A 19609-nucleotide genomic window follows, 5' to 3' on the forward strand; every position below is an offset into this window, starting at 1 on the left:
CCCCTCAGCGCGGCGAGGGGCTAGGCGGCATGTCGGCCGCTCCGCCGTTGAGCTGTCGCTTGGCTCTGGGGTTGGCCAGGGGGCGGGTGAAGCCGACGATGTTGCGGCGCGAGCCGTACGTGGTGATTTTGATCGGGCCGCACTTGGTGCAGCGCGCTTCGATGGCCTGGCCTCCTCCGATGACGAGGGCGACGTGCCCGGGCCGGTCGGGGCCGTTGCCTGGGCCCGAGGAGAAGAACGCCAGGTCACCGGGCCGCTCCTGCCCAGACGGGATGCGGATACCGAAGGGCCACTGCTCGAAGGTCGTCCGTGGGATCGTCACGCCCGCCGCCTTGTAGGCCATGTAGACGATGCCCGAGCAGTCGTACCCGTTCGGGCCGGTCCCGCCCCAGATGTACGGCTTGCCGAGCTGCCGGCGGGCGTAGGCGATGATCACCGCGACGAGGTCGCCGGCGATGGTCGGGGTGCCGTACTCGGCGGCCTTGGCGAGCACGCGGTCGACGTACCATCCGGCGTGGTTGTAGGCGAACAGCGCCTTGCGTACGTCGGAGGCCGCGCCGGAGGCGCACAGATAGGCGGCCGCGGTGGAGATCGCGTCCGCGGGGTCGTAGACGTCGGTATGGCCGTCGCCGTTCCCGTCGACCGCGTGTCCGGCGAAGGTAGCCGGGAGGAACTGCATGGGCCCGCGAGCCCCGGCTGCGTTGGGACCCCGGGAGGCGGGATCGCGGCCGTGGTCGGACTCGACCTTGCCGACGGCCGCCAGCACGGTCCATGACATGCCTGGGCAGGTCTGGGCGGCGTCCATGTACCAGCGCAGGTACGCCGGGGGGATGTCCGCGAGTGCCCGCTCGTTCGGTGTCGCGTCTCCGGCGCCGCCGGCCGGGATGGGAGGCTGGGCGAGGACGAACACGACGATCAGCAACGGGAGCGTGACCGCGGCTACGACGGCGGCTCCTGCCCAGCGCCATCCCATCAGCGGGACAGGATCTCGTCGACGAGCCACCGGACCAGGTGCGCGGCTGGACCTCCGGTGACGGTTGCCCAGTGCCGCCCGTCGGAGGTGTAGGTCCGAGCCGCCCCTGGGCGGGCGGGCGTACGTTGCGTGCGGCACCGCACACTGGCCCGAGCGCGGCGCGCCACCTTGCGGGTAGCGGCCTCGGCGTCAAGGGCGATGAGGTACATCGGTCCGGCGGGTGCGCTTGCCATCTGCCCGGTTCGATACGGCTGCTGCCCGGCTGCGTTGCCCGGATCGCTGACGGTGTGCGCGCATTCCGATACGGGCGAGCCCGCGCTGCGCAAGCCGTACGACGTCCGCATGGGTGCCTCATTTCTTCCCGCTTTCGCCGGCGGGGGCAGGACACCGGTGGCCGATTGCATGGCCTGTGACTTGCCCGTGTCGGCGACCGGCTGATGCAGGAGCTGCGGGTCACGGGGTGTGCAACGCCGGTGCGGCTTGCTGGGAGGCGATCTAAGCGAGCTCGAGAACCTGGGGAGAGACGTTGATGTGGACGCATGCGCTTCAGGACGCGATCGGCACGGTCGTGCGGTCGTACGACCTGGTGGACAACCCGCCGCCGCGTGCCGCCGGGCCTGCAGCCGAAAATCGACCTGCTGCTCGGCTGGGGTAAGTGGGCCTGCCTGATCCTGGGCGTGGCCGGGATCCTGATCTGCGCCGGGAAAATGGCGCTCGGGCAGTCCGGCCGGTCGCACTACGCGGCCGAGGGGGCCTCGGAGCTGCCCAAGGTGCTGCTCGGTGTGTCCCTCGCCACGGTCGCCGTGCCGATCATCACTGCGATCTTCGGATGAGCCCCTCCCTGCGGGAGCGCCGGAGGCTGCTCATCTTCCTCGGGGTTACCGCGGTGCTGATCGTGGCAGGGGTGCTGCTGGCCGTGCTGCCTGCCGCACAGCAATCCTCGCCTGCCGGCAAGCCGACCCCGTCGGCGCATGCTGAGCCCGCCGACGACAGGACGAGGGTGGACCTCGGCGGCTGGCGGTGGGCGGACTTCCACGGGGTGCGTCTGCCGTACTCCGCCTCCGACGGCCCGCACACCGTGGCTGGGGACCGGGCGTACGGCTTCGCCCGGAGCCCGGCGGGGGCGTTGCTGGCGGCGCTGCACCTGGGGATGCGGGCCAGCCCGCGGTGGGGGCCGGGGGTGTTCGAGCCGGCCATCGCCGAGCAGTTCACCGGGGCGGACCGGCCAGCGCTGCTGCAGGCCGTTCGCGCCACCTACGACAGCGTCCGCGCCGTGGCGGGCGTCGCCGAGGGCGCGCCGATCGGCCGGGCGTACGTGGTGGAGGAGGCGTTCCGCTGGCAGGCCTACGCTCCCGGTCTGGCGATCGTCGACGCGGTCGCGGCAGGGCCCGGCCGCGACGGCGTCACCGTGCGGGTCTCCACCCGGATGCAGCTGGTGTGGCGGGACGGCGACTGGCGGATGGTGGCCCCGCCCGGCGGCGACTGGACGCGGTCCTCGGCCCCGGTGACCGACCTGACCGGCTACACCCTGTTCCCGGATCGGGGGTGACAGCGTGGACTTCTTCGTGGCCGGCGGGCGGGCGGGGACCGCGTACGCGATCGCACCGTCGCCGCCACCGGGCTGTGCCGACCTGACCTCCCCGATGTGTGTGGCCGAGACCGTCGCGAACGGCGCGTTGCCGGGCGCCGGAACCCTGACACGGCAGGCGGTCGAGGGCGGCGGCCAGGCGCTCGGAGACCTCGCCGGTACGGCGGCCAAGGGCGCGGTCCAGTACGGCGTGGACGGCCTGGCGCAGGCGATCCAGTACGCGGTGTCCTGGATCATCACCAACACCGTCTCCTGGTGGACGCGCATCGACTCGCCCTGCCTGGTCTCCGACCCCTTGGCCGGATGCAGCGGCCCGTCCGCAGTGGATTCGATCGAGCGGATCCAGCAGTGGACGTTGCCGTTCGCCGTCGCGGTGGCCGCGCTGTCCCTGCTGGCGGCGGCAGCGAAGATCGCCGTCACCCGCAAGACCACACCCCTGCTGGATGCCGGCACGGGCATGCTCGTCATCCTCGGCACCGGCAGCCTCGGCGTCCTGCTGCCCGCCCTGCTGCTGAAGGTGGGCGACGAGTGGTCGAGCTGGGTGCTCAACATGAGCACCGGCGACGTCTCCAAGAAGCTCGTGGCCGTCCTCGGCCTGGCCGGCGCCTCCCCGGGTGTGGTGATCGTGCTCGGCATCGTCGGCGTTATCATCGCGGCCATCCAGGCCGTCCTTTTGCTGTTCCGCCAGGCCGCGCTCGTCGTACTGGCCGGTGTGCTGCCGCTGGCGGCCGCCGGGTCGATGACGCCACTCACCCGTCCCTGGTTTCGGCGGGTGACCGGCTGGATGCTGGCGCTGATCTTCTACAAGCCCGCGGCCGCCATGGTGTACGCGACGGCGTTCACCATGCTCGGGAACGCCTCCGACGCCCGGGCAATGTTCATGGGCTTCGCGATGGTCGTCTTGTCGATCCTGGCACTGCCCGCGTTGCTGAAGTTCTTCACCTGGGCGAGCGGCACGGTCAGCGAGTCGGTCTCAGGTGGCGGCCTACTCGGCACGGCCGTCGGGGGAGCGGTCGCGGTCGGCGCCTTCCGCGGCGGCCGGTCCGGCTCCGGAGGCTTCTTCGGTGCGGGAGGCGCGAGCGCCGTCGACCACGCCCGGTTCATGTCCTCGGCGATTCGACCCCCAGGCGGTGCACGCCGGGCCTCCGCGGCGGCCGCCGCGCCCGGGAGCCCGCCCTCCGCCGGCGGCCGTACGGCGGGAGCGTCTGCGGCGTCCGGGGCGTCGGCCGCCAAGGCCGCCGCCGCCGCGGGCCCTGCCACAGCCGCGGCGGGAGTGGTCATCACCGGGCTGGCCACCGGCGCGAAGAAGGCCGGCGACACCGTCTCCTCCTCCGTGGATCCGCCGCGACAGGAGCCGGCATGACGCGCAGGCCGTCGCGCAGGACGGCCGGGCCGTGACGCAGCCGAGGGAACCGCGCACGTACGGGGGCTGGCGGCGTCGGCGGAGCATGGGGCTGCTCGGCATGGGCGTCGGCGCCACCTTCGCCGTGCTTGCGGCCGTCGTGACGCTGCTGCTGGCCACCGCGCTGTCCCCGCGCATGCTGCTGTATCTGCTGCCGCCTGTCCTCGTGGTGGCGCTGCTTGGCCTGGCGCCAGCCGGCGGCACACCCCTGGCCACGGTGCTGCTCACCCGGTGGCGCTGGTGGTACGGCACCCGACGCGGCTTCACTCGCTTCCGCTCCGGCTCCCGTTTGGAACTGCCGGGAGTGCTCGCCGCCACCTCGCTGCTGTCGGTCCCAGACGGGTACGGCAGGCCGTACGGGCTGGTGTGGGACCAGCGGGCCGGGCACCTGACCGCGACGCTGCGGGTCGTGGCCAACTCGCCCTGGCTCGCCGACCCCGACGACGCCGACACCTGGGTCGCCTGCTGGGGCTCCTGGCTGGCCTCGCTCGGGCACGTGCCCGCGCTGCGCTGGGTTAGCGTCACCGTGCAGACCGCCCCCGAGCCGGGCGGCCAGCTCGCCGACACCGTCGCCGCGGCGATCGACCCGGCCGCGCCAGCTTCGGCCAGGGCCATCGTGGCTCAGTTGGTCGCGTCCGCGCCGGCCGCGGCCGCACATGTCGAGACCCGGGTGTCGCTCACGTTCGATCCCACGGCCTCGCCACCGGCGCCGATGACACTGGAACTGGCCGTGGCCGAGGTGTCCCGTACGTTAGACGGCCTGGAATCAGCGCTCGGCTCCTGCGGCATCACCGTGCTCGGGCGGGCCACCGCGGCGCAGATCGCCGCCGTCGTGCGCGGCGCCTTCGACCCCGCCGTCCGCGGCGAAGTGAGCCGGGCCCAGGCCGGCGCACGTACGACGGGCTGGGCGGATGCCGTGCCGCTGTCGGCCGAGGAGCTGCCGGGCTGCTACCGGCACGACAGTGGGGTGTCGGTGTCATGGTGCTGGCAGGAGGCGCCGCGGCAGAACGTGCACTCCGACGTGCTGGCCCGGCTGATCGCGCCTGGGCCATACCTGAAGCGGGTGACGCTGCAGTATCGGCCGCTACCGGCTGCGGCCGCCGACCGCGTGCTGGAAAGCGAGGTCACCTCGGCGGCCTTCCGGCAGGCCTACCGGCATCGCCTCGGCAGGGACGAGACCGCGCGCGACGCCTTCGACCAGGCAAGGGCACGGCAGGCGGCCAGAGAGGAGGCGATGGGGGCCGGGGTGTGCCTGGTTGGCATGTTCGTGACCGTCACCGTGCTCGACGCCGCCGACCTCCCGCAGGCTGTCGCTGCGACCGAGGCCGCCGCCGAGTCGTCCAAGATTCGTCTGCGGCTGCTGACCGGATCCCAGGCCGCAGGCTTCGCCACCACCCTGCCCTGCGGCGCCTGCCCACCCCGCCATGGTTCGCCGCTGATCCTTGCAGCCGGGGCCGGCGCTACTTCCCGCGCTTCGACCGGCTCCTGGACTTGTCGGCGGCCGACTGCGCCCTCTGCTTAAATCCGCTGGTGGCGGTCTTGCCGTGCGGGTTCGTGTCGGCGCTGCGCTGAATCCGCCGGGCGTCGTCGGACGTCATCTTCCGGCTCGTGGAGCCGCCGTCGTTCGTGCTCACATGACCTCCTGCGGGTCTGCTTCCCGAGGTGATGGGACCGGGTCGCGGCCCACGGCAGTGTCGCGTAGGCGCCGCCGGCGCCGCAGTGGTGTGGTCAGCCACAGCATACGCTGGAGAAACACCCGTCTGAGGCCCAGAGGGCAAGGTCCTGCCGGTCGAGGAGGTGGATCCGAAACTCGGCGGCATTCTCCCGGGCTCCCCGCGTGAAGGAGCCGTTGGTGACGACCACGGCGACGTCGGCGCCATGAGCGGGCCCCGCCGTTCCGTTCATCTGGTAGACGACGTCGGCTCCGACCTTGGCGCCGGTGGTGGTGTGTTTGCACTGCGCGACGATGCGATGTCCGCGCTCATCGAGGGCCATGACGCGGCCGCCTTTGTCTCCCTGCCGATCTCGGGGAAACCGCCCTCGGGGTTCCCGTAGTACTCGCAGTACACGGACGGTTGTGCGGGGGCGCGGGGGATCACATGGCGCTCGGCTCGACCCTGGTGGACTTGATCTGGTCGGGGTGCAGTTCCTCGCCCATGGGGATCTATCCAGGACGCTCGGTCTGTTGGAGAAGGAGATCCTCGGGCGTGAAAAGGGGCGCCCTGGCCAAGGTGACCGGGTCCATCGCGAACTTGTACTGGACGCGGTGGCCGTCATCAAACCACGGGTTCTATCTGTACGAGCAGCGCGGCGCCAGGGCATCACTGACGCCGCAGGTACGTGCGTAGGAGCGGCCGGGTTTCGTCGCCCCGTGCGGACGGGCGACAGCGTCCGCAAAGGCGACGTACGGCGTCGTGGCCCGCCGCACGCCCGGGTTGCGGGCCGGAGCACCCAGGTTCCGGCCGAGCTTTACCACGTCCATACGCGGAAAGCGCCGCCGTACGAACGCGGCGGTGCCGTCCGTGGAGCCGTTGTCCACCAGGATGGCGAGGTCGTCATGGTACGAGAGCGCGCGATCCAGCTCGTCCCGTCGGTTCGTTGTGGCCACCACCACCGTGACTCGTGCCGTCATCGCCCGCCTGCCTCTGTGCCGGAAGTCTCCAATCAGTGACATCCCATCCCCGGTGTCTATCCCAAAGTCACCCTGTATCCCGTCATGGACACGGCCAGCGGTTCCGCCCGTGTACCGCGGAGCCGTACACGGGCGGAAATCGGGTGGATGTCTGGACGTTGGCGAAACCCATTTCGGGGGCCGGTTCCGTCGCGCTCGGGGATCGCCGAGCCGCTCCGCTTGGCCGCCGCGCTGATCGACGCCCTGGGCCTCGATCGCATTGGTCGAGGAGGCGCAGGGAGCGGCGTCAGTGCGGGTTGCCGGATATCGCCTTCGCCGAAGGGGCGCCCGGCGGCCGGGCTTGTGCCGGTCGCCGCAGGTTGATCAAGGCAGCGGCACGTTGACCAGCGACCCCGTGGAGATTGCGGTGATCTTGATCATTCCCAAATCGGTTTGTCCCGAAACCACGTCGTGTCCGCAGGTGAGAACCGCCTGACCAGGAGTGGTGAAGTCGTGGACCACGTTAAGCGCGATCGGCACGCCCGAGATATTGCCGTCGTGGTCGACGATACTCTGATCGTTGTCCACGCCTGCCCAGAGCGCGCACCTGACCGTGGTCTTGAGCCCAGAAGGCAGCGGAAGCCCGATGAACAGCTTAGCGAAGATCGCGTACTTGCCGGCGGGCAAGTTGAGCCGGCCCACATCTACCTGCTGGTTCGCCGCGGTTGTGAGCCGAAAGCTGTTCTTCCAGCCCGCGATCACGTCGCCCGTGGCGGCGTCGGCCCTACGCGGCAGGAGTACGGTTACCGCCGTTATCAAGAGCAGGACACTTAGGAGTAAGGTCAGGCCCAGTCGAGTCTTGCGCGTGATGTCCGTCATTTTTCGGTCCCTTCCGGTGACCCTGCGCTGCCGCGAGTCGAAACGGGCTGCACATGGGCGTTGCCCGCATCACCGCCGTATTACGTAAATTTCTACGCGCATTGACGGAGCGTGACGCTCCCTCGTTCCAATGCGGAATCGGGTCTTGACAGCGCCGGAGACTTCAACAATGACCGCTGATCGATGTCCCTAATTTGGCATCCTGGATCGGTCCGCCCGGCTCGTCGATAATGTGGCGTATGGACCTGGATCTCGGGTTGGTCGCCAACTTCTTGGTCCTCGTGGAGGAGATGCACTATGGGCGTGCGGCCATGCGGCTGCACATGAACTCATCTGCGTTGACGAAGCGCATCCAACGTCTCGAACGACAACTCGGGGTCCCCCTCGTCGAGCGGGACTCTACGGGGGTGCTCGCCGTTACGTCCGCAGGCCGACAGTTCGCGATCGCCGCCGTACCCTTGATCGCTCAGGCCAACGCCGCGCTCGAGAGTGCCCGGGCCAAACCCGCCCGGTACACGCTGCGGGTCGGTATGCCCGTCGGCGGCGGCGCGATGCTTGGACACTTCGACATGACCCGCATCGCACGAGAGGTCCGCCGCAGCTTCCCCGAGATCCGGTTGGTGCTTCAGGAAATCCCCTTTCCCGCGCTGACCCGCTGCCTACCCGAGCATCGGATAGACGTCCTGTGGGACACCGCGCCCGTGCACCATCCCGCCGTGGACTCGTTCCCCCTGCCCATCACCAGCGCTCGCATCGGCGTGGTCGCCGCCCGTCATCCCCTCGCCGACGCCGGAACGATGAACGTGGAGGACTTCAGCGAGCAACCGATCTTGTACAACCCCGCCGCCGCCGACGACGAGTGGATGAAACAGTTCTGGCTCGGGGATGTGCGGCCACGCCGCGAGGCGCGCCTGGTCGAGGTCGACGCCGATGACATCACACCCGTCCTTCGCCAACTCGGCGATGGCACAGCCGTGATGGTCGGCGTCGCGGAGTACGCACCACGCCTGCTGGGCTCTCGCTTGCGGGCGGTGACACTGACTGGCGCCGCCCCTGTGGTATTCCATGTCGCATGTCGGCGCACCGACCGGCGTGGCGCCGTCCGCGCCCTCTTGGAAGCCTTCCAGGCTGTCGGCCCTCGCCACTTCCTGTAGGCCCCCTGCGATGGCGGTGCGAGCCGCCGCGCAGCCGCGGCGTGGAGAGGATCATTCCTGCATGGCTGGCACGGTTCCGAGCTACGTCACGGCTCGAACAACCCTCCTGCGGCGTACTGAGGGAGCCGACTGGCCATCGACCGGACGCGGAGGCATGTCGTGACCGTGGTGCAGTTTTGTCCTCGCCCCGAACTCCTACCGCCAGCGGCCAGTCCCGGCGACCTCGAAGACACGAGAGCCGCGCCGGACGCTCTGGCCTGGGGGAGGAAGCGCCCGGTTGCCCCCGCGCGAGGCCGGCGCAGGCCGTACGGCGGGCGGGCGGTGCACGTCGCGCCGGGGGTGGAGTATCAGGCGACGACCACGCAGGTGTGCGGGCTGTATCCGTTCGTCGCCGGCGCGGGCGCCCCGTCTGTCGGCACGCCGATCGGGCGGCATCAGCTGTCCGGTGAGGTCGTCTGCCTGGATCCGCTCACATGGCTGCGCGCCGGGCTGGTGACCAACCCCGGAGTGTTCGTGCTCGGCCAGCCCGGCACCGGCAAGTCCACCCTCGTCAAGCGCCTGGTCGTCGGGGCGGTCGCGTTCGGCTCGACCGCGCTGATCCTCGGCGACACCAAACCCGACTACACGCCGCTGGTCGCCCACCTGGGCGGGCAGGTCATCGGCGTCGGGCGGGGGATGGACCGGCTCAATCCGCTCGACGCCGGACCACTGGCCGCCGCACTGCGGCAGATGAGCGGACCTGAGGCTCAGCGACTGCGCTGGGAAGTGCGCGGCCGCCGCCTGTCGCTGCTGCTCGCGCTGTGCACACTGATTCGGGAAAGCCGGATTACCAACTTTGAAGAGGTTGTGCTGGGCCGCGCGGTCGACCTGCTGGACGAGCGGCTGCCGCGCGAGCCGACGGTGCCCGACGTCCTGGCGGTCATCGAGGAAGGGCCCGAGGCGCTTCGCTCGGCCGCCCGGGCCGACACCGACGGGACCTACCGGGGAAAGAACACGGGACCTGGTGTTCACCCTCGACCTGCTGTGCACGGGGTCGCTGGCCGGGGTGTTCGACGGGCCGACCACCCGCCCGCTGGATCCGGCCGCGCCGGCGGTCGTCATCGACATCTCCCGGATCGGTACGGCCGGCGACAAGCTGCTGAGCGCCGCGATGCTGTCCACCTGGGCGTACTCCTTCGCAATGGTGGACGCCTGCGCGGCGTTGAGTGAGCTCGGCCTGGGCCCGCGGCGGTCGTGGCTGGGGGTGATGGACGAGTTGTGGCGGGCGCTGCGCGGCGCTCCCGGCCTGGTGGAGTACGCCGATGCGCTGACCCGGCTGAACCGGGCCAAGGGTATGGCGTCGGTGATGGTGACGCATTCGCTGTCGGACCTGGACGCGCTGACCGCAGAGGAGGACCGGGCCAAGGCCCGTGGATTCGCCGACCGATCGGCCATCACCGTGCTGGCCGGGCTGCCGCCGCGCGAGCTCGCCAGGGTCAGCGAGGTCACCCCGCTCACGGGTCCCGAGGCCGAACTGGTCGCCTCCTGGTCGGCGCCGGACTCCTGGCAACCAGGAGCGAAGCACCCCGGCCGAGGCAAGTATCTGATCAAGACGGGGGAGCGTCTCGGGATCCCGGTCGAGCTCGCGCTCGTCGAAATCGAGCACCAGCTCTACGACACAGACCCGCGGTTCGACGACGCGGCGGTCAGCCCGCCCCGAGGACGTCGTACACGCTGGCCGTACGGCGGGGCGGTTCCAGATTGTGGCGGTGTGCAAGGCTCATCGGAGCACCCAGGCTAACCGGAGCGCCGCGAGCTCCAGTACCAGGATGATGTAGTGGTCCTCGCTGCCGGTGCCGGTCACGGTGGCACCGCGCCTGGCGTCCTGCGGTCGAGGGCGGACGGCTTGACAGCGCAGCGCCAGCAATCGGATACTGATCGTGTCGTTTCCTCTGGGGAACGAAAGTGGCGCCGGGAACCCCCCGATGGAATCGGGAGCCCGGCGTTCGCGTTTTCGCCGCTCACATCTCTCCTGCTTCCAGGAAAGTGACGCGCTCCTCCAACAGCGGCCACCATCGGAGCTCCCCGCCTAGCCATCCGGTGACGACTCCGGCGACGACGTCAGCCGTCCACAGTGCGGCGTCCGAGCTGGCTCGCGCCCAGCTGACCGACATCTCCGCGGCGACCTGGCCGCGTCTGCGAAGGACCGTCAGGATCGCCCGGTCGGCGGCATCCTGCTCCCTGCGCGACTCGAAGACCACTGTCTCGACACCGCGCGCCGACAGTTCGGGCAGCAGCCGAAGCAGGCAGTGACGCCTGGCGCGTTCCGGACGGCCCGCGGAGGCGTGCAGGCTGACGGCGACCACGGAGGCGAAGTCGATGGACGCCACCGCCTGTGCGATGAGAGATCGGCGAGGTACCCGTTCCGTCCTCCAGTGAACTGTGGGTGTCTTGCCGTACCGGAGCGTGTCCATCAGCGATCTGACGTGGTCAAGCCCTTCGGAATGGAGGAGAACCGCAGCGAGGACGTAGACGCAGTCGTCGTCCGCCCGCACTCGGCAGCTTTCATCGACGAAGGCGAAAAGCACGGGCCGACCCTACGTCACGATCAGTGCCCGCAACATTACTTTTCGGCACATCAATGGTGAGCGGCGTCGAGCCGGCTCCTGGATGGGTCATGTTGCCATTCAGTTTCGACCTGTTGCCGTACGTGGCTCTGCTCGCCGCACGCAGTCGCGGCACCGCTCCGTGTGCGCAAGGCCCTATGGTCACGGGGTGAGCAATGCCTGGTCGTGACGCTCACCGGCATGGATTTCTCCCAAGGTGCGGAAGGTTGCCGGTGAGGCGCGTGCTCGGGCCGTCGGCGCCGGTGATCCCTGGGCCCGCCTTCGGCGCCTGGTTCCTGCTCGGGGTGTTGTGGAGCCTGGCCGGCCTCGCCGTGATCGTATGGGTGGCGGCCAGGCTTGCCGCCCTCGTCACCGGCGGCGCGGTCGCCTCGCTGTGGACGGGGTTTGTCGCCGACGTCCTGCACGGCCGTACGGCTCGCGCCTGGCCGGGCACGCTGCTGGCGGCGTTACGGCGGTTGCCGCCACGGCAGCGGGAGGTGGTCGCGCTGCGCGTCTTTCTCGATCTGGACACCGAGACCGCGGCCAGGACCCTCGGGATCGCTCCCGGAACCGTCACCGCACATCTGTCGCGCGCTGTCGCGACTTTGCGCGGCGACCTCGCAACAGTCAACAGCCAGGAGGGCGAACGATGAACGACGATGACGTACTGGGCACGGTGCGCGACGCCATGGCCGGAGTGCACATGCACACGCCGGTGCAGAAACTCGTGGCGGCGGGCCGGTCTCGCCGCCGCCGCAGAATCGGGGGCGCGGCGGCCGGCGCCGCATTGGCGACGGGGCTGGCGTTGACGCTGGCGATCGACAGCCCCCAGGTGAACGCACCGCCGGTGGTCACCGGCAATCAGGTGCACGTGCATCTGGCCGCCTTCTCCGTCGACACCAACCCCGACGGCACGGTGACCGTGAAGATGACCAAGCAGCAGTCGCTGGATCCCGAGGTCATGCAGCGAACGCTGGCCCAGGCCGGCATCCCCGCGCAGATCACGATCAACAAGTGGTGCGAGCCGTCGACCGCGTCGCAGGATCTGGGAGCGGACTTCGAGAAGGTCGTCCGGATGGAGAACTCCAACAAGGGCATCCGGCGGGAGAACTCCGAGGAATCCATCCGAAAGGAAAACTCCAAGGAGGCCATCCGAAAGGAGAAGCAGCCTGACACAACACCCTGGATGGTCATCACGCCATCGGCGATGCCCCCGGCGACCAAGCTGATCATCGGGATGAGGACAGCCGACTACCAGCCGGACTCCCCTAGCCGAGTCGCGGTCTCGATGGGCCTGGTGCTCGACGATGCCCCGCTGACCTGCACCACGGACGTCCCGAGCGGCCCGGCGCGCGAGCCCAAGCCGTCCAAGTCCTAGGTCACCGAGAGTCCTCCAGACATTAGGTAGCCAGGTGACCCCGGACGGTCACCTGGCACCTCTGCTAACGGGCTCGAGGATGACCGCCTACAGCACCGACCGAATGTGCGTCACACGATGGGCTGAAGCTCGCCTGACTTCGCCCGCCACTGTGGGTTCGAGCTTGAGTGAATACCGTGGGCGCTGTTAGCTTCACCCGGTGGACGACATGCCTGCACGGGCGAAGACGATCGAGGACTTCGCGGCGGCTCTGCGAGAACTTCGCAAATCTGTCGGCAACCCACCTTTCCGGGAGATGTCTGGCCGCTCGGGAGCGATCTCGCACACGACGTTGCACGAAGCCACGAAGGGTAACCGGCTCCCGAGTTGGGAGACCACCGTCGAGTTCGTCAAGGCGTGCGGCGCGGACCCGGCCGCGTACCGCGAACGCTGGGAGAGGGCGAACCTGGCGGTCAGATCGACGAGCGCCGGAGATCCTTCAATCCGCGCGGACACCTTGGCGGCCCGTCCGCCTAGTGGACTCGCAGCCTCCGCCACAGGCGCCGCGGAAGGTCGTACCGTGCACATCGCCATCGGGTCGCAAGCGCCACGGTCGGCTGGTGAGACCTCGGCATCTGTGCCTACGCCGCTGCCACCGCCCGACGAGATCGCGGGCGACGTCCAGCCGGTCCTCCCTGCGCTGGGGGGCCGAGGGCGATTCCGACTGACCCGCCCGGCTGCGGCCGCGCTCGCAACAGCGGCCGTCGGTGTGGGGACAGCGGTCTTCATCGCGTCCGCCGTCAATCACGGCTCCGAGACCGACGAGCGCAGCCTGAACCCGTCCGGCAGCCCATCGAAGGCCTCGCTGTCGGCAGCCGGCTGCCCGGTGCGCCCGACCAACCCGCCGTGGGCCCCGCCTGCGCACAAGGGTGATTCGGCAGCGTTCATCGGGGACATCACGCTACTCGACTGCACGCACGTTGGCCCCGGCCAGACCATGACCAAGGTATGGCGGCTCAAGAACGCTGGGACCGTGCCGTGGAAGGGATATTCGTTGCATCGCCTCGACCTCCCGCAGCAACCTGATCAATGCCAGACCATCTCCGACGTACCGATCAAGGACACGCGACCCGGAGAGACTGTCGACATCCGGACTGACATCACCACGCCAAGGAACCCAGGCTTGTGCTATGTGCGGTTCAAGATGATGGATGGTTCGGGACGGGTCGCGTTCCCCGGAGGCCGGCCGCTCAACTTCCAGGTCATCGTCAACTGACGCCCGTTCCCCGCCGTGCATCACACGGCGGGGAACCAGGGGCGGACGGTCTCCGGGGGTTCAGTTGAGAACGATCCCCGTGTAGTAGTACTTGAGGATCCTGAAGTAGCTCCACCCCGCCTTGGCCTTATCGCGGGAGCCGGTCTGCGACATCCAGTCGCCGGTGACCCAATGGCCGCACGCCGTCGTCGTAGAGCAGTACTGGGCCTTGAATATCTTCCCATTGCGCGTCATCCGGGTGCCCCACGTCGCGTCCACCGCGGCGTTCGTCGCCGCCGTCGCGGAGCCGGGTTTGTACACCTGGCTGGACGTGTGGTCGGAGACGTCGTAGCACTGGCCGCTCGGCGTCTTGCTCGCCGAGTTCAGCGCCCAGTACCAGCCGAAGTTCTTGACGGCGATCGCCCCGGCCCTGAGGGACTCCCTCGGCCAGTACGACGGCCACTCGTTGGGCAGGACATTCTTGATGTAGGTCTTGAACGGCACCCGGTCCACGCGATTGAGGGATTTCCGGTAGACGAGGATCGTCGTGGGCAGCTTGCTGTGCGTGCCGTCGGTCTTGCACCCGGTCGGCGGTGCGGAGCTCAGGAACTGGTGCGAGGCGTTCTGGTTCTTGAGGCCGGCCTTGAGGTTGCCTTTGGCGCCGGGCTTGAAGTCCTGGTAGATGCTGCTGCTGTAGTTGCTGTTGTAGTAGACGCGGACGGTCTTGTTGCTGCGGTTCCAGACGGAGGCGGCGTGGTTCTTGACGCACGTGCCCTTGCCGTTGCCGGGTCCCTTGAAGTCGAAGCAGGAGGGCTGCTCGGTGCCGTAGTCCCCGACGGATCCGGTGAAGTCGGAGACCGATCCCTGGTTGTTGCTGTTGAAGTAGTAGCAGAACTCGCCGGTCTCGCACACGCCGTTGCGGGTCGCCGCCGAGGCGGGCGAGGCGGTGGCGAGCACCGCCCCGCCGAGCGCCATCGCGGCGGCCGCCGTGGTGAGCCGCGAGATCAGCCGTGCGGTTCGTGGAGACACAGTTGCCTTCCTCTTCATCAGAGGTCGCGGTGCGCTAGCGGACGTTGTAGCCCTGGGAGACCCAGAACGAGTTCGGGTTCGGGTTGCTCAGGACCGGGTCGCCGACGCTCTTGGCGGCGAGCTTCTGCCGTCCAGGGCGCATCTCGACGTGGGTGTGCGCGGCCCCACTGGACGACACCCCGTGCCACGCCTCGTCGGCGATGATCTGGCCGCGCGAGATCTGCTGGCCCACGCGCAGGGAGGACCGCGGAGCGGAGTGCAGGTAGATGATCGTCTTGTTCAACGAGGCGTTGTAGATGGCGATCGTGGAGAGCCCCGAGCCGCCGTTGTGCCCGTACGCGACGTAGATGAGCTGACCGCTCACCAGGGCGTGGACATCCGAGCCGATGCCGCGGGCGATGTCGATGCCCTCATGCCGGCCGCGGGTGCTGGTGTAACCGTCGAAGCCGCAGCTGATGTGGCCGCCGCCGGTCTTGTACAGCGCGTACGACATGTTGACGCGCGCCGATGACGACGGGCTGAACTGGTGCGAGGCGTTCTGGTTCTTGAGGCTGGGCTTGAGGTTGCCTTTGGCGCCGGGCTTGAAGTCCTGGTAGATGCTGCCGACGTAGTTGCTGTTGTAGTAGACGCGGACGGTCTTGTTGCTGCGGTTCCAGACGGAGGCGGCGTGGTTCTTGACGCACGTGCCCTTGCCGTTGCCGGGTCCCTTGAAGTCGAAGCAGGAGGGCTGCTCGGTGCCGTAGTCCCCGACCGATCCGGTGAAGTCGGACACCGATCCCTGGTTGTTGCTGTTGAAGTAGTAGCAGAACTCGCCGGTCTCGCACACGCCGTTGCGGGTCGCCGCCGAGGCGGGCGAGGCGGTGGCGAGCACCGCCCCGCCGAGCGCCATCGCGGCGGCCGCCGCGGTGAGGATCTTGTTAAGCGTTCTCATGGTGTTCTCCTTGTGTCTTTGTGTCTGTGCAGCCTGGGTTTCGGATGGTCAGCGGCGCTGGTACTCCTCCCATGTGCGGATGGTCACCTTCGGGCCGTCGTCCGGACCACGGCCGGCGAGCCCGTTCAGACCGAGGTAGTAGTCACCGATCTGGTGCTGGGCCTGGCTGGACAGGTCGGTGTCGTTGATGGCAGCGGCGTGGATGTGCCACGGCCAGTCGGCTTGATCGGGGCTACGCACCCATGCCGCGAAGCCGACACGTCGCAACGCGCGGACGATCGCGGTGCGGGTGGCGGAATTCATCCCCTTGACGGAGATGTCGACGACGCCGCCGCCGTCGTGGGTGCCCGCGGACGTGGGGTCGCCGCCGGGGTTGTACGAACCCTGCAACAGCACGAGGTTGCGGCCGAGCAGCCGCTTCGCCTCGGCCAGCATGCTCCGCGTGCGGGTGTTGATGACGCCGCCGTCGGCGGACACCCGGGCACCCGGGCCGATGATGTGGGTGACTCCGAAGCGGCCGGCTCCGAGTCTGGTAAGCGACGCCTTGCCCGGCAGGCCGTTGGCGGCGAGACCAGTGAGGCCGAGCGACTTCTGGAACTTCGCGAAAGCGACGACCGTTGTGCTGCCGAAGTAGCCGTCCACCCACTTCGCGTCGAGCAGGTGCCGGTCGCGCAGCGCCTGCTCAACGAGGAGCACACTGGCCTTGGCACCCGGGGTCAGCTTGTCGTCGGACCGCCGCGGGTCGATCTGGGCCGCCTTGACAGTGGCTTCCATGTTCGCGGTCGGAAGGGCCCTAGCGTCGGCCGCCTGTGCCGCTGACATCCCGGACACTCCGGTCAAGGAAGCGAGCAGGGCGGCCGCCACGAGGGCAGCGGCGCATGAAGGCAGCTTCATCGTTTCTCCTGGTTCGGACGCTGGGGGGTGATTCCTGCGGCGGAGTCCACGGTTTCGGATCGCTCACGCTGTCCACAACAAGATCGTGTTGTCAGCCTGTCCGACAGGCTCCCCGTACAGGCGTACGCGCCGCCTGACAGGTAATCCGATGGCGAGCGAGACGCCGGCCGTGCGCGGCGGACAGGGGTTCCGGAGGGCCATCCCCATCGCGGTCCTCAACCGACTGGAAGGTCGACACCGTACGGACGAGTGTCTTGCCGTCGCGCCCGTGAGGGACTCCAGGGCGACATGGCCCGGCACGCCCTCGAACTCGAAGGTCTGCACGGTGTAGTCGGGGGTCGGTGTGCGCGCGGAAGACCAGGTCGCGCGGCGCGTCGAACTCCGCGTGATGATGATCCGCGGCTGACCGGGCTCCGCAAGGATTTTGGAGCTGTTTGTAACACTTGAGGGTCTCGGCCCACTTCCTTGTGTTGAAGCAATTACCCGGGACGAAGGGGGGCCAGCCGGTGACGGATGACTCACAGCGGTTCACCACGATGTATGACGAGTGCCGACAGCGGGTCTGGGCCTACGTGGTCAGTCAGGCGGGCAGGCAGATCGCCGACGAGGTGGTGAGCGAGACGTTCGCGATCGCCTGGCGGCGGTTCGACGACATGCCGGAGCGCGCCCTGCCGTGGCTGCTCGGTGTGGCCCGCAACGTGCTGCGCGACAACATCCGCGCCGAGATCCGGCGCGAGTCGCTCGCCGGCGAGCTGCGCGCATGGACGGAAGAAGACCACGCCGATCAGGTGGCCGAACGCCTCGCCGTCATGACCGCGCTCGCCTCGTTGAACCAGGACGAACGCGAGCTGCTGATCTTGGTGGCGTGGCAGGGGCTCACGCCCCGCGACGCGGCACGCGTCATCGGATGTTCCGCCGCGACCTTCCGAGTGCGGCTCCACCGGGCCCGCAAACGGCTGGTCGAGGCAATGAAGTCGGTACCGGCGGTCCGCCCCCGAACCCGGGTGCGCAGTCTCAGTGAGGAGTGGTCATGAACCCGATGAACCAGCTGCGGGCGGCACGCCCGGCCCATCTCGACACCCCGGCCGACGAGCACACCCGGACTGGCGAGCTCTCCTACGCCATGTCTCAGGCCAGGCCGGTGCGGACCCGCAAGGCCGGCATCGTCAGGCCCGTGTGGGGGCTCGGCCTGGCGGGTGCGGCCGCCGCGACCGCCGTGGCCGTGACGATCACCGCGACCGGCGGCACGGCACCGGCCCCGAGCTCCCAGACCGTCGCCAAGGACACGCACTCGGTGACGCGGTTGTCGGCCAAGCAGGTCCTTCTCGTCGCGGCCGAGTCGTCACTCAAAGCCCGGCACGGCGGCGGGGCCTACTGGTACGTGGAGAGCACGCTCGGTAACGCCCAGCAGGTGGGCACCAAGGTGCACTACACGGTGAACATGCTGCAAGGCGACCAGAAGTGGATCGCCCGCTCGCCGAAGCAGGAAAGCTGGTGGGTGTCCCAGAACCTCGGGATTAAGCCCGCGCCCGGCTCGGAGGCCGCCTGGAAGCAGGACGGCTCGCCGACCAAGTGGACGGTAACCATGACCAAGAACGCCGACACCCGGGAACAGCGGGTCGTCGAGGCCAAGGGCGGCAAGCCCTCCGGCAACGCGATCAACGTGGGCGACAAGGTCGCCGACCTGGCCGGTAAGAACGTCTCGGTGGCCGAGCTCCAGGCTCTGCCCACGACGGCGGCCGAGCTGAAGGCGTACCTGCTCAAGGGATACGAGGGGCACGGCACCGAGTCCAACGACCCGCAGGATGCCGACTCCTGGCTCTTCCAGGTGACCGCGAGCCTGTTGAGCGACATGCCCGTCAAGCCCAGCGTCCGGGCCGCGGCCTACCAGGTGCTCGCCGGCCTGGATGGCGTGCGGTCGCTGGGTGAGGTGACCGACACGCTGGGCCGCACGGGCCAGGGCGTCGCCCGGGCCGAGACGTGGTCCACCGGCAAGTTCGAGCGGCAGCTCATCGTCGACCCGAAGACCGGCGTCCTGCTGACGGACCAGTTCGTGGCCGTCGCCCCGACCGGAACCTACGGCTGGGCGAAGCCGGGCACCGTCGTCAACTGGACCTCGATCACCAAGGCCGAGTGGACCAACCGGAAGCCGGTCAAGCCGTAACGGCCGGCGGTTCCGACGGGGGGCGATCGCGGCCATAGGCCATGGGCCGCGGTCGCCCTTTCGTCATGCCGCCGGGCCAGCCGGCGCGTGATTGCCCTGGTCGTGGGTGGGTATCCGAGCCCCCATGAGCACCAAGAAACAAGACGAACCGGCCGTGGGTGACGAAGTCACCTGGAAAAGCCATGGCTCTTCCACCTCGGGGAAGGTCGAAAAGAAGATCACCGAGACGACGGAAGACAGCGGACGCACCGTGAAGGCCTCGCCCGACGACCCTCAGTTCCGCGTCCGGAGCAGCAAGAGCGGCAAGACCGCCGTACACAAGCCGTCAGCGCTGCACAAGAAGGACCGCCATGACTGACGACAAGAAGCAGATCGCCGCCGACCCACCAGGCGGTCAACATGACCGCGGCCGAACTCGATCGCCGGCTCGGCACGCAGGAACCGATCAGCCAGCGGATCACGAGGATTCGTAAAAGTCGGACGCCGACCTCAACTGCTGACGACGTTGCTGTAATTCGCTGCTGTACGGGAACCAAAAAGCCACTTCCGGTGACCGGAAGTGGCCTTTGAGTTGGGCGCGGCCGAGAGGACTCGAACCCCTAACCTTCTGATCCGTAGTCAGATGCTCTATCCATTGAGCTACGGCCGCCTGGCTGCCTGGCATCACCTGGGGTGCTTGGCAACGGGTGTAACTCTATCAGACCGTACACCCCTGCTTGAGCCATTACTTTGCCCTCCCACAGGCGAGGGACCTACGAGGGGTCCACCTCCGGCGTGCCGTACGGCT

Annotated in this window: 22 protein-coding genes and 1 tRNA gene; 13 read left to right on the plus strand and 10 right to left on the minus strand. The window is 68.9% G+C overall.

The genetic code is table 11. The features are described from left to right. Positions 1-4: 4 nt before the first annotated feature. Entirely contained in the window at positions 5-973 is a 969-nt protein-coding gene (locus tag N5079_RS15705; protein WP_261584524.1) for an NlpC/P60 family protein, read from the minus strand. Further along, positions 973-1206: a hypothetical protein gene (locus N5079_RS15710; RefSeq protein WP_261584525.1), complete on the minus strand. Its 234-nt coding sequence runs from the start codon at positions 1204-1206 to the stop codon at positions 973-975. The genes N5079_RS15705 and N5079_RS15710 overlap by 1 nt, the downstream gene beginning before the upstream one ends. 306 nt (positions 1207-1512) lie before the next feature. Here N5079_RS15710 and N5079_RS15715 point away from each other — a divergent pair, with 306 nt between their 5' ends. Genes N5079_RS15715 through N5079_RS15730 form a run of 4 tightly spaced genes read left to right on the plus strand, consistent with a single transcriptional unit; the run spans position 1513 to position 5485 of the window. Then, the gene (locus N5079_RS15715) at positions 1513-1806 is read left to right on the plus strand and encodes a hypothetical protein (RefSeq protein WP_261584526.1); all 294 of its coding nucleotides are present in this window, start codon (positions 1513-1515) and stop codon (positions 1804-1806) included. Then, positions 1803-2522: a hypothetical protein gene (locus N5079_RS15720; protein WP_261584527.1), complete on the plus strand. Its 720-nt coding sequence runs from the start codon at positions 1803-1805 to the stop codon at positions 2520-2522. Before N5079_RS15715 ends, N5079_RS15720 begins: the two co-directional genes overlap by 4 nt. 4 nt (positions 2523-2526) lie before the next feature. Continuing rightward, positions 2527-3924 carry a hypothetical protein gene (locus N5079_RS15725; RefSeq protein ID WP_261584529.1) on the plus strand — a complete coding sequence of 466 codons (1398 nt, stop codon included), beginning with the start codon at positions 2527-2529 and terminating at the stop codon, positions 3922-3924. 31 nt (positions 3925-3955) lie between these two features. After that, positions 3956-5485 carry an SCO6880 family protein gene (locus N5079_RS15730; RefSeq protein WP_261584530.1) on the plus strand — a complete coding sequence of 510 codons (1530 nt, stop codon included), beginning with the start codon at positions 3956-3958 and terminating at the stop codon, positions 5483-5485. Positions 5486-5691: 206 nt separating this feature from the next. Here the strand turns inward: N5079_RS15730 and N5079_RS15735 are convergent, their stop codons facing one another. From N5079_RS15735 to N5079_RS15745, 3 genes are all read right to left on the minus strand, one after another. Then, the gene (locus N5079_RS15735) at positions 5692-6285 is read right to left on the minus strand and encodes a restriction endonuclease (RefSeq protein WP_315967844.1); all 594 of its coding nucleotides are present in this window, start codon (positions 6283-6285) and stop codon (positions 5692-5694) included. Next, complete coding sequence (locus N5079_RS15740; protein WP_261584533.1) at positions 6254-6595, minus strand: glycosyltransferase family 2 protein; 342 nt, start codon at positions 6593-6595, stop codon at positions 6254-6256. Before N5079_RS15740 ends, N5079_RS15735 begins: the two co-directional genes overlap by 32 nt. A gap of 363 nt (positions 6596-6958) precedes the next feature. Then, complete coding sequence (locus N5079_RS15745) at positions 6959-7453, minus strand: hypothetical protein (RefSeq protein WP_261584534.1); 495 nt, start codon at positions 7451-7453, stop codon at positions 6959-6961. A gap of 239 nt (positions 7454-7692) precedes the next feature. On the opposite strand from N5079_RS15745, the gene N5079_RS15750 reads away from it, so the two are divergent. The 3 genes from N5079_RS15750 to N5079_RS15760 all read left to right on the plus strand — a co-directional run bounded on the left by N5079_RS15750 (position 7693) and on the right by N5079_RS15760 (position 10387). Further along, positions 7693-8607 (plus strand): LysR family transcriptional regulator, encoded by a 915-nt coding sequence (locus tag N5079_RS15750; protein WP_261584535.1) that lies wholly within the window; start codon positions 7693-7695, stop codon positions 8605-8607. 321 nt (positions 8608-8928) lie between these two features. Then, entirely contained in the window at positions 8929-9816 is an 888-nt protein-coding gene (locus N5079_RS15755; RefSeq protein ID WP_261584536.1) for a hypothetical protein, read from the plus strand. Beyond that, positions 9758-10387: a hypothetical protein gene (locus tag N5079_RS15760; RefSeq protein WP_261584538.1), complete on the plus strand. Its 630-nt coding sequence runs from the start codon at positions 9758-9760 to the stop codon at positions 10385-10387. Before N5079_RS15755 ends, N5079_RS15760 begins: the two co-directional genes overlap by 59 nt. Positions 10388-10607: 220 nt before the next feature. Here N5079_RS15760 and N5079_RS15765 read toward each other — a convergent pair whose 3' ends face one another. After that, the gene (locus tag N5079_RS15765; protein WP_261584541.1) at positions 10608-11174 is read right to left on the minus strand and encodes a hypothetical protein; all 567 of its coding nucleotides are present in this window, start codon (positions 11172-11174) and stop codon (positions 10608-10610) included. A gap of 251 nt (positions 11175-11425) precedes the next feature. Here N5079_RS15765 and N5079_RS15770 point away from each other — a divergent pair, with 251 nt between their 5' ends. The 3 genes from N5079_RS15770 (at position 11426) to N5079_RS15780 (ending at position 13825) form a co-directional block, all read left to right on the plus strand. Beyond that, positions 11426-11845 (plus strand): sigma factor-like helix-turn-helix DNA-binding protein, encoded by a 420-nt coding sequence (locus tag N5079_RS15770; RefSeq protein ID WP_261584779.1) that lies wholly within the window; start codon positions 11426-11428, stop codon positions 11843-11845. Beyond that, the gene (locus N5079_RS15775) at positions 11842-12570 is read left to right on the plus strand and encodes a hypothetical protein (RefSeq protein WP_261584542.1); all 729 of its coding nucleotides are present in this window, start codon (positions 11842-11844) and stop codon (positions 12568-12570) included. The genes N5079_RS15770 and N5079_RS15775 overlap by 4 nt, the downstream gene beginning before the upstream one ends. 208 nt (positions 12571-12778) lie before the next feature. After that, positions 12779-13825, plus strand: a complete 1047-nt coding sequence (locus N5079_RS15780; RefSeq protein ID WP_261584780.1) for an NBR1-Ig-like domain-containing protein — start codon at positions 12779-12781, stop codon at positions 13823-13825. Positions 13826-13885: 60 nt separating this feature from the next. On the opposite strand, the gene N5079_RS15785 is transcribed toward N5079_RS15780, so the two are convergent. From N5079_RS15785 to N5079_RS15795, 3 genes are read right to left on the minus strand one after another with little or no spacing between them, the layout of a single operon-like run. Further along, positions 13886-14833, minus strand: a complete 948-nt coding sequence (locus tag N5079_RS15785) for a SpoIID/LytB domain-containing protein (RefSeq protein WP_261584545.1) — start codon at positions 14831-14833, stop codon at positions 13886-13888. A gap of 34 nt (positions 14834-14867) precedes the next feature. Next, positions 14868-15764, minus strand: coding sequence for a peptidase inhibitor family I36 protein (locus N5079_RS15790; protein ID WP_261584551.1), 897 nt, complete (start codon positions 15762-15764; stop codon positions 14868-14870). 48 nt (positions 15765-15812) lie between these two features. Beyond that, the gene (locus N5079_RS15795) at positions 15813-16658 is read right to left on the minus strand and encodes a peptidoglycan-binding domain-containing protein (RefSeq protein WP_261584552.1); all 846 of its coding nucleotides are present in this window, start codon (positions 16656-16658) and stop codon (positions 15813-15815) included. 506 nt (positions 16659-17164) lie between these two features. On the opposite strand from N5079_RS15795, the gene N5079_RS15800 reads away from it, so the two are divergent. From N5079_RS15800 to N5079_RS15810, 3 genes are all read left to right on the plus strand, one after another. Then, positions 17165-17692, plus strand: a complete 528-nt coding sequence (locus N5079_RS15800; protein WP_261584554.1) for an RNA polymerase sigma factor — start codon at positions 17165-17167, stop codon at positions 17690-17692. Then, positions 17689-18822, plus strand: a complete 1134-nt coding sequence (locus N5079_RS15805) for a CU044_5270 family protein (RefSeq protein WP_261584556.1) — start codon at positions 17689-17691, stop codon at positions 18820-18822. Before N5079_RS15800 ends, N5079_RS15805 begins: the two co-directional genes overlap by 4 nt. Before the next feature lie 124 nt (positions 18823-18946). Next, a complete protein-coding gene (locus N5079_RS15810) occupies positions 18947-19180 on the plus strand; it encodes a DUF2945 domain-containing protein (protein WP_261584559.1) in 234 nt (77 codons plus the stop codon). A gap of 218 nt (positions 19181-19398) precedes the next feature. Here the strand turns inward: N5079_RS15810 and N5079_RS15815 are convergent. Continuing rightward, positions 19399-19471: transfer RNA gene (locus tag N5079_RS15815), tRNA-Arg, on the minus strand. Between the last annotated feature and the right edge of the window lie 138 nt (positions 19472-19609).

This window comes from Planotetraspora sp. A-T 1434, assembly GCF_025420585.1.
Classification (GTDB): domain Bacteria; phylum Actinomycetota; class Actinomycetes; order Streptosporangiales; family Streptosporangiaceae; genus JAOEGB01.

Excerpts from the sequence above, each read along its gene's own strand:
- N5079_RS15705 (WP_261584524.1), bottom strand. The coding sequence starts at position 973 with ATGGGATGGCGCTGGGCAGGAGCCGCCGTCGTAGCCGCGGTCACGCTC.
- N5079_RS15710 (WP_261584525.1), bottom strand. The coding sequence starts at position 1,206 with ATGGCAAGCGCACCCGCCGGACCGATGTACCTCATCGCCCTTGACGCC.
- N5079_RS15715 (WP_261584526.1), top strand. The coding sequence starts at position 1,513 with ATGCGCTTCAGGACGCGATCGGCACGGTCGTGCGGTCGTACGACCTGG.
- N5079_RS15720 (WP_261584527.1), top strand. The coding sequence starts at position 1,803 with ATGAGCCCCTCCCTGCGGGAGCGCCGGAGGCTGCTCATCTTCCTCGGG.
- N5079_RS15735 (WP_315967844.1), bottom strand. The coding sequence starts at position 6,285 with ATGCCCTGGCGCCGCGCTGCTCGTACAGATAGAACCCGTGGTTTGATG.
- N5079_RS15740 (WP_261584533.1), bottom strand. The coding sequence starts at position 6,595 with ATGACGGCACGAGTCACGGTGGTGGTGGCCACAACGAACCGACGGGAC.
- N5079_RS15745 (WP_261584534.1), bottom strand. The coding sequence starts at position 7,453 with ATGACGGACATCACGCGCAAGACTCGACTGGGCCTGACCTTACTCCTA.
- N5079_RS15750 (WP_261584535.1), top strand. The coding sequence starts at position 7,693 with ATGGACCTGGATCTCGGGTTGGTCGCCAACTTCTTGGTCCTCGTGGAG.
- N5079_RS15760 (WP_261584538.1), top strand. The coding sequence starts at position 9,758 with ATGCTGTCCACCTGGGCGTACTCCTTCGCAATGGTGGACGCCTGCGCG.
- N5079_RS15775 (WP_261584542.1), top strand. The coding sequence starts at position 11,842 with ATGAACGACGATGACGTACTGGGCACGGTGCGCGACGCCATGGCCGGA.
- N5079_RS15780 (WP_261584780.1), top strand. The coding sequence starts at position 12,779 with ATGCCTGCACGGGCGAAGACGATCGAGGACTTCGCGGCGGCTCTGCGA.
- N5079_RS15790 (WP_261584551.1), bottom strand. The coding sequence starts at position 15,764 with ATGAGAACGCTTAACAAGATCCTCACCGCGGCGGCCGCCGCGATGGCG.
- N5079_RS15795 (WP_261584552.1), bottom strand. The coding sequence starts at position 16,658 with ATGAAGCTGCCTTCATGCGCCGCTGCCCTCGTGGCGGCCGCCCTGCTC.
- N5079_RS15805 (WP_261584556.1), top strand. The coding sequence starts at position 17,689 with ATGAACCCGATGAACCAGCTGCGGGCGGCACGCCCGGCCCATCTCGAC.
- N5079_RS15810 (WP_261584559.1), top strand. The coding sequence starts at position 18,947 with ATGAGCACCAAGAAACAAGACGAACCGGCCGTGGGTGACGAAGTCACC.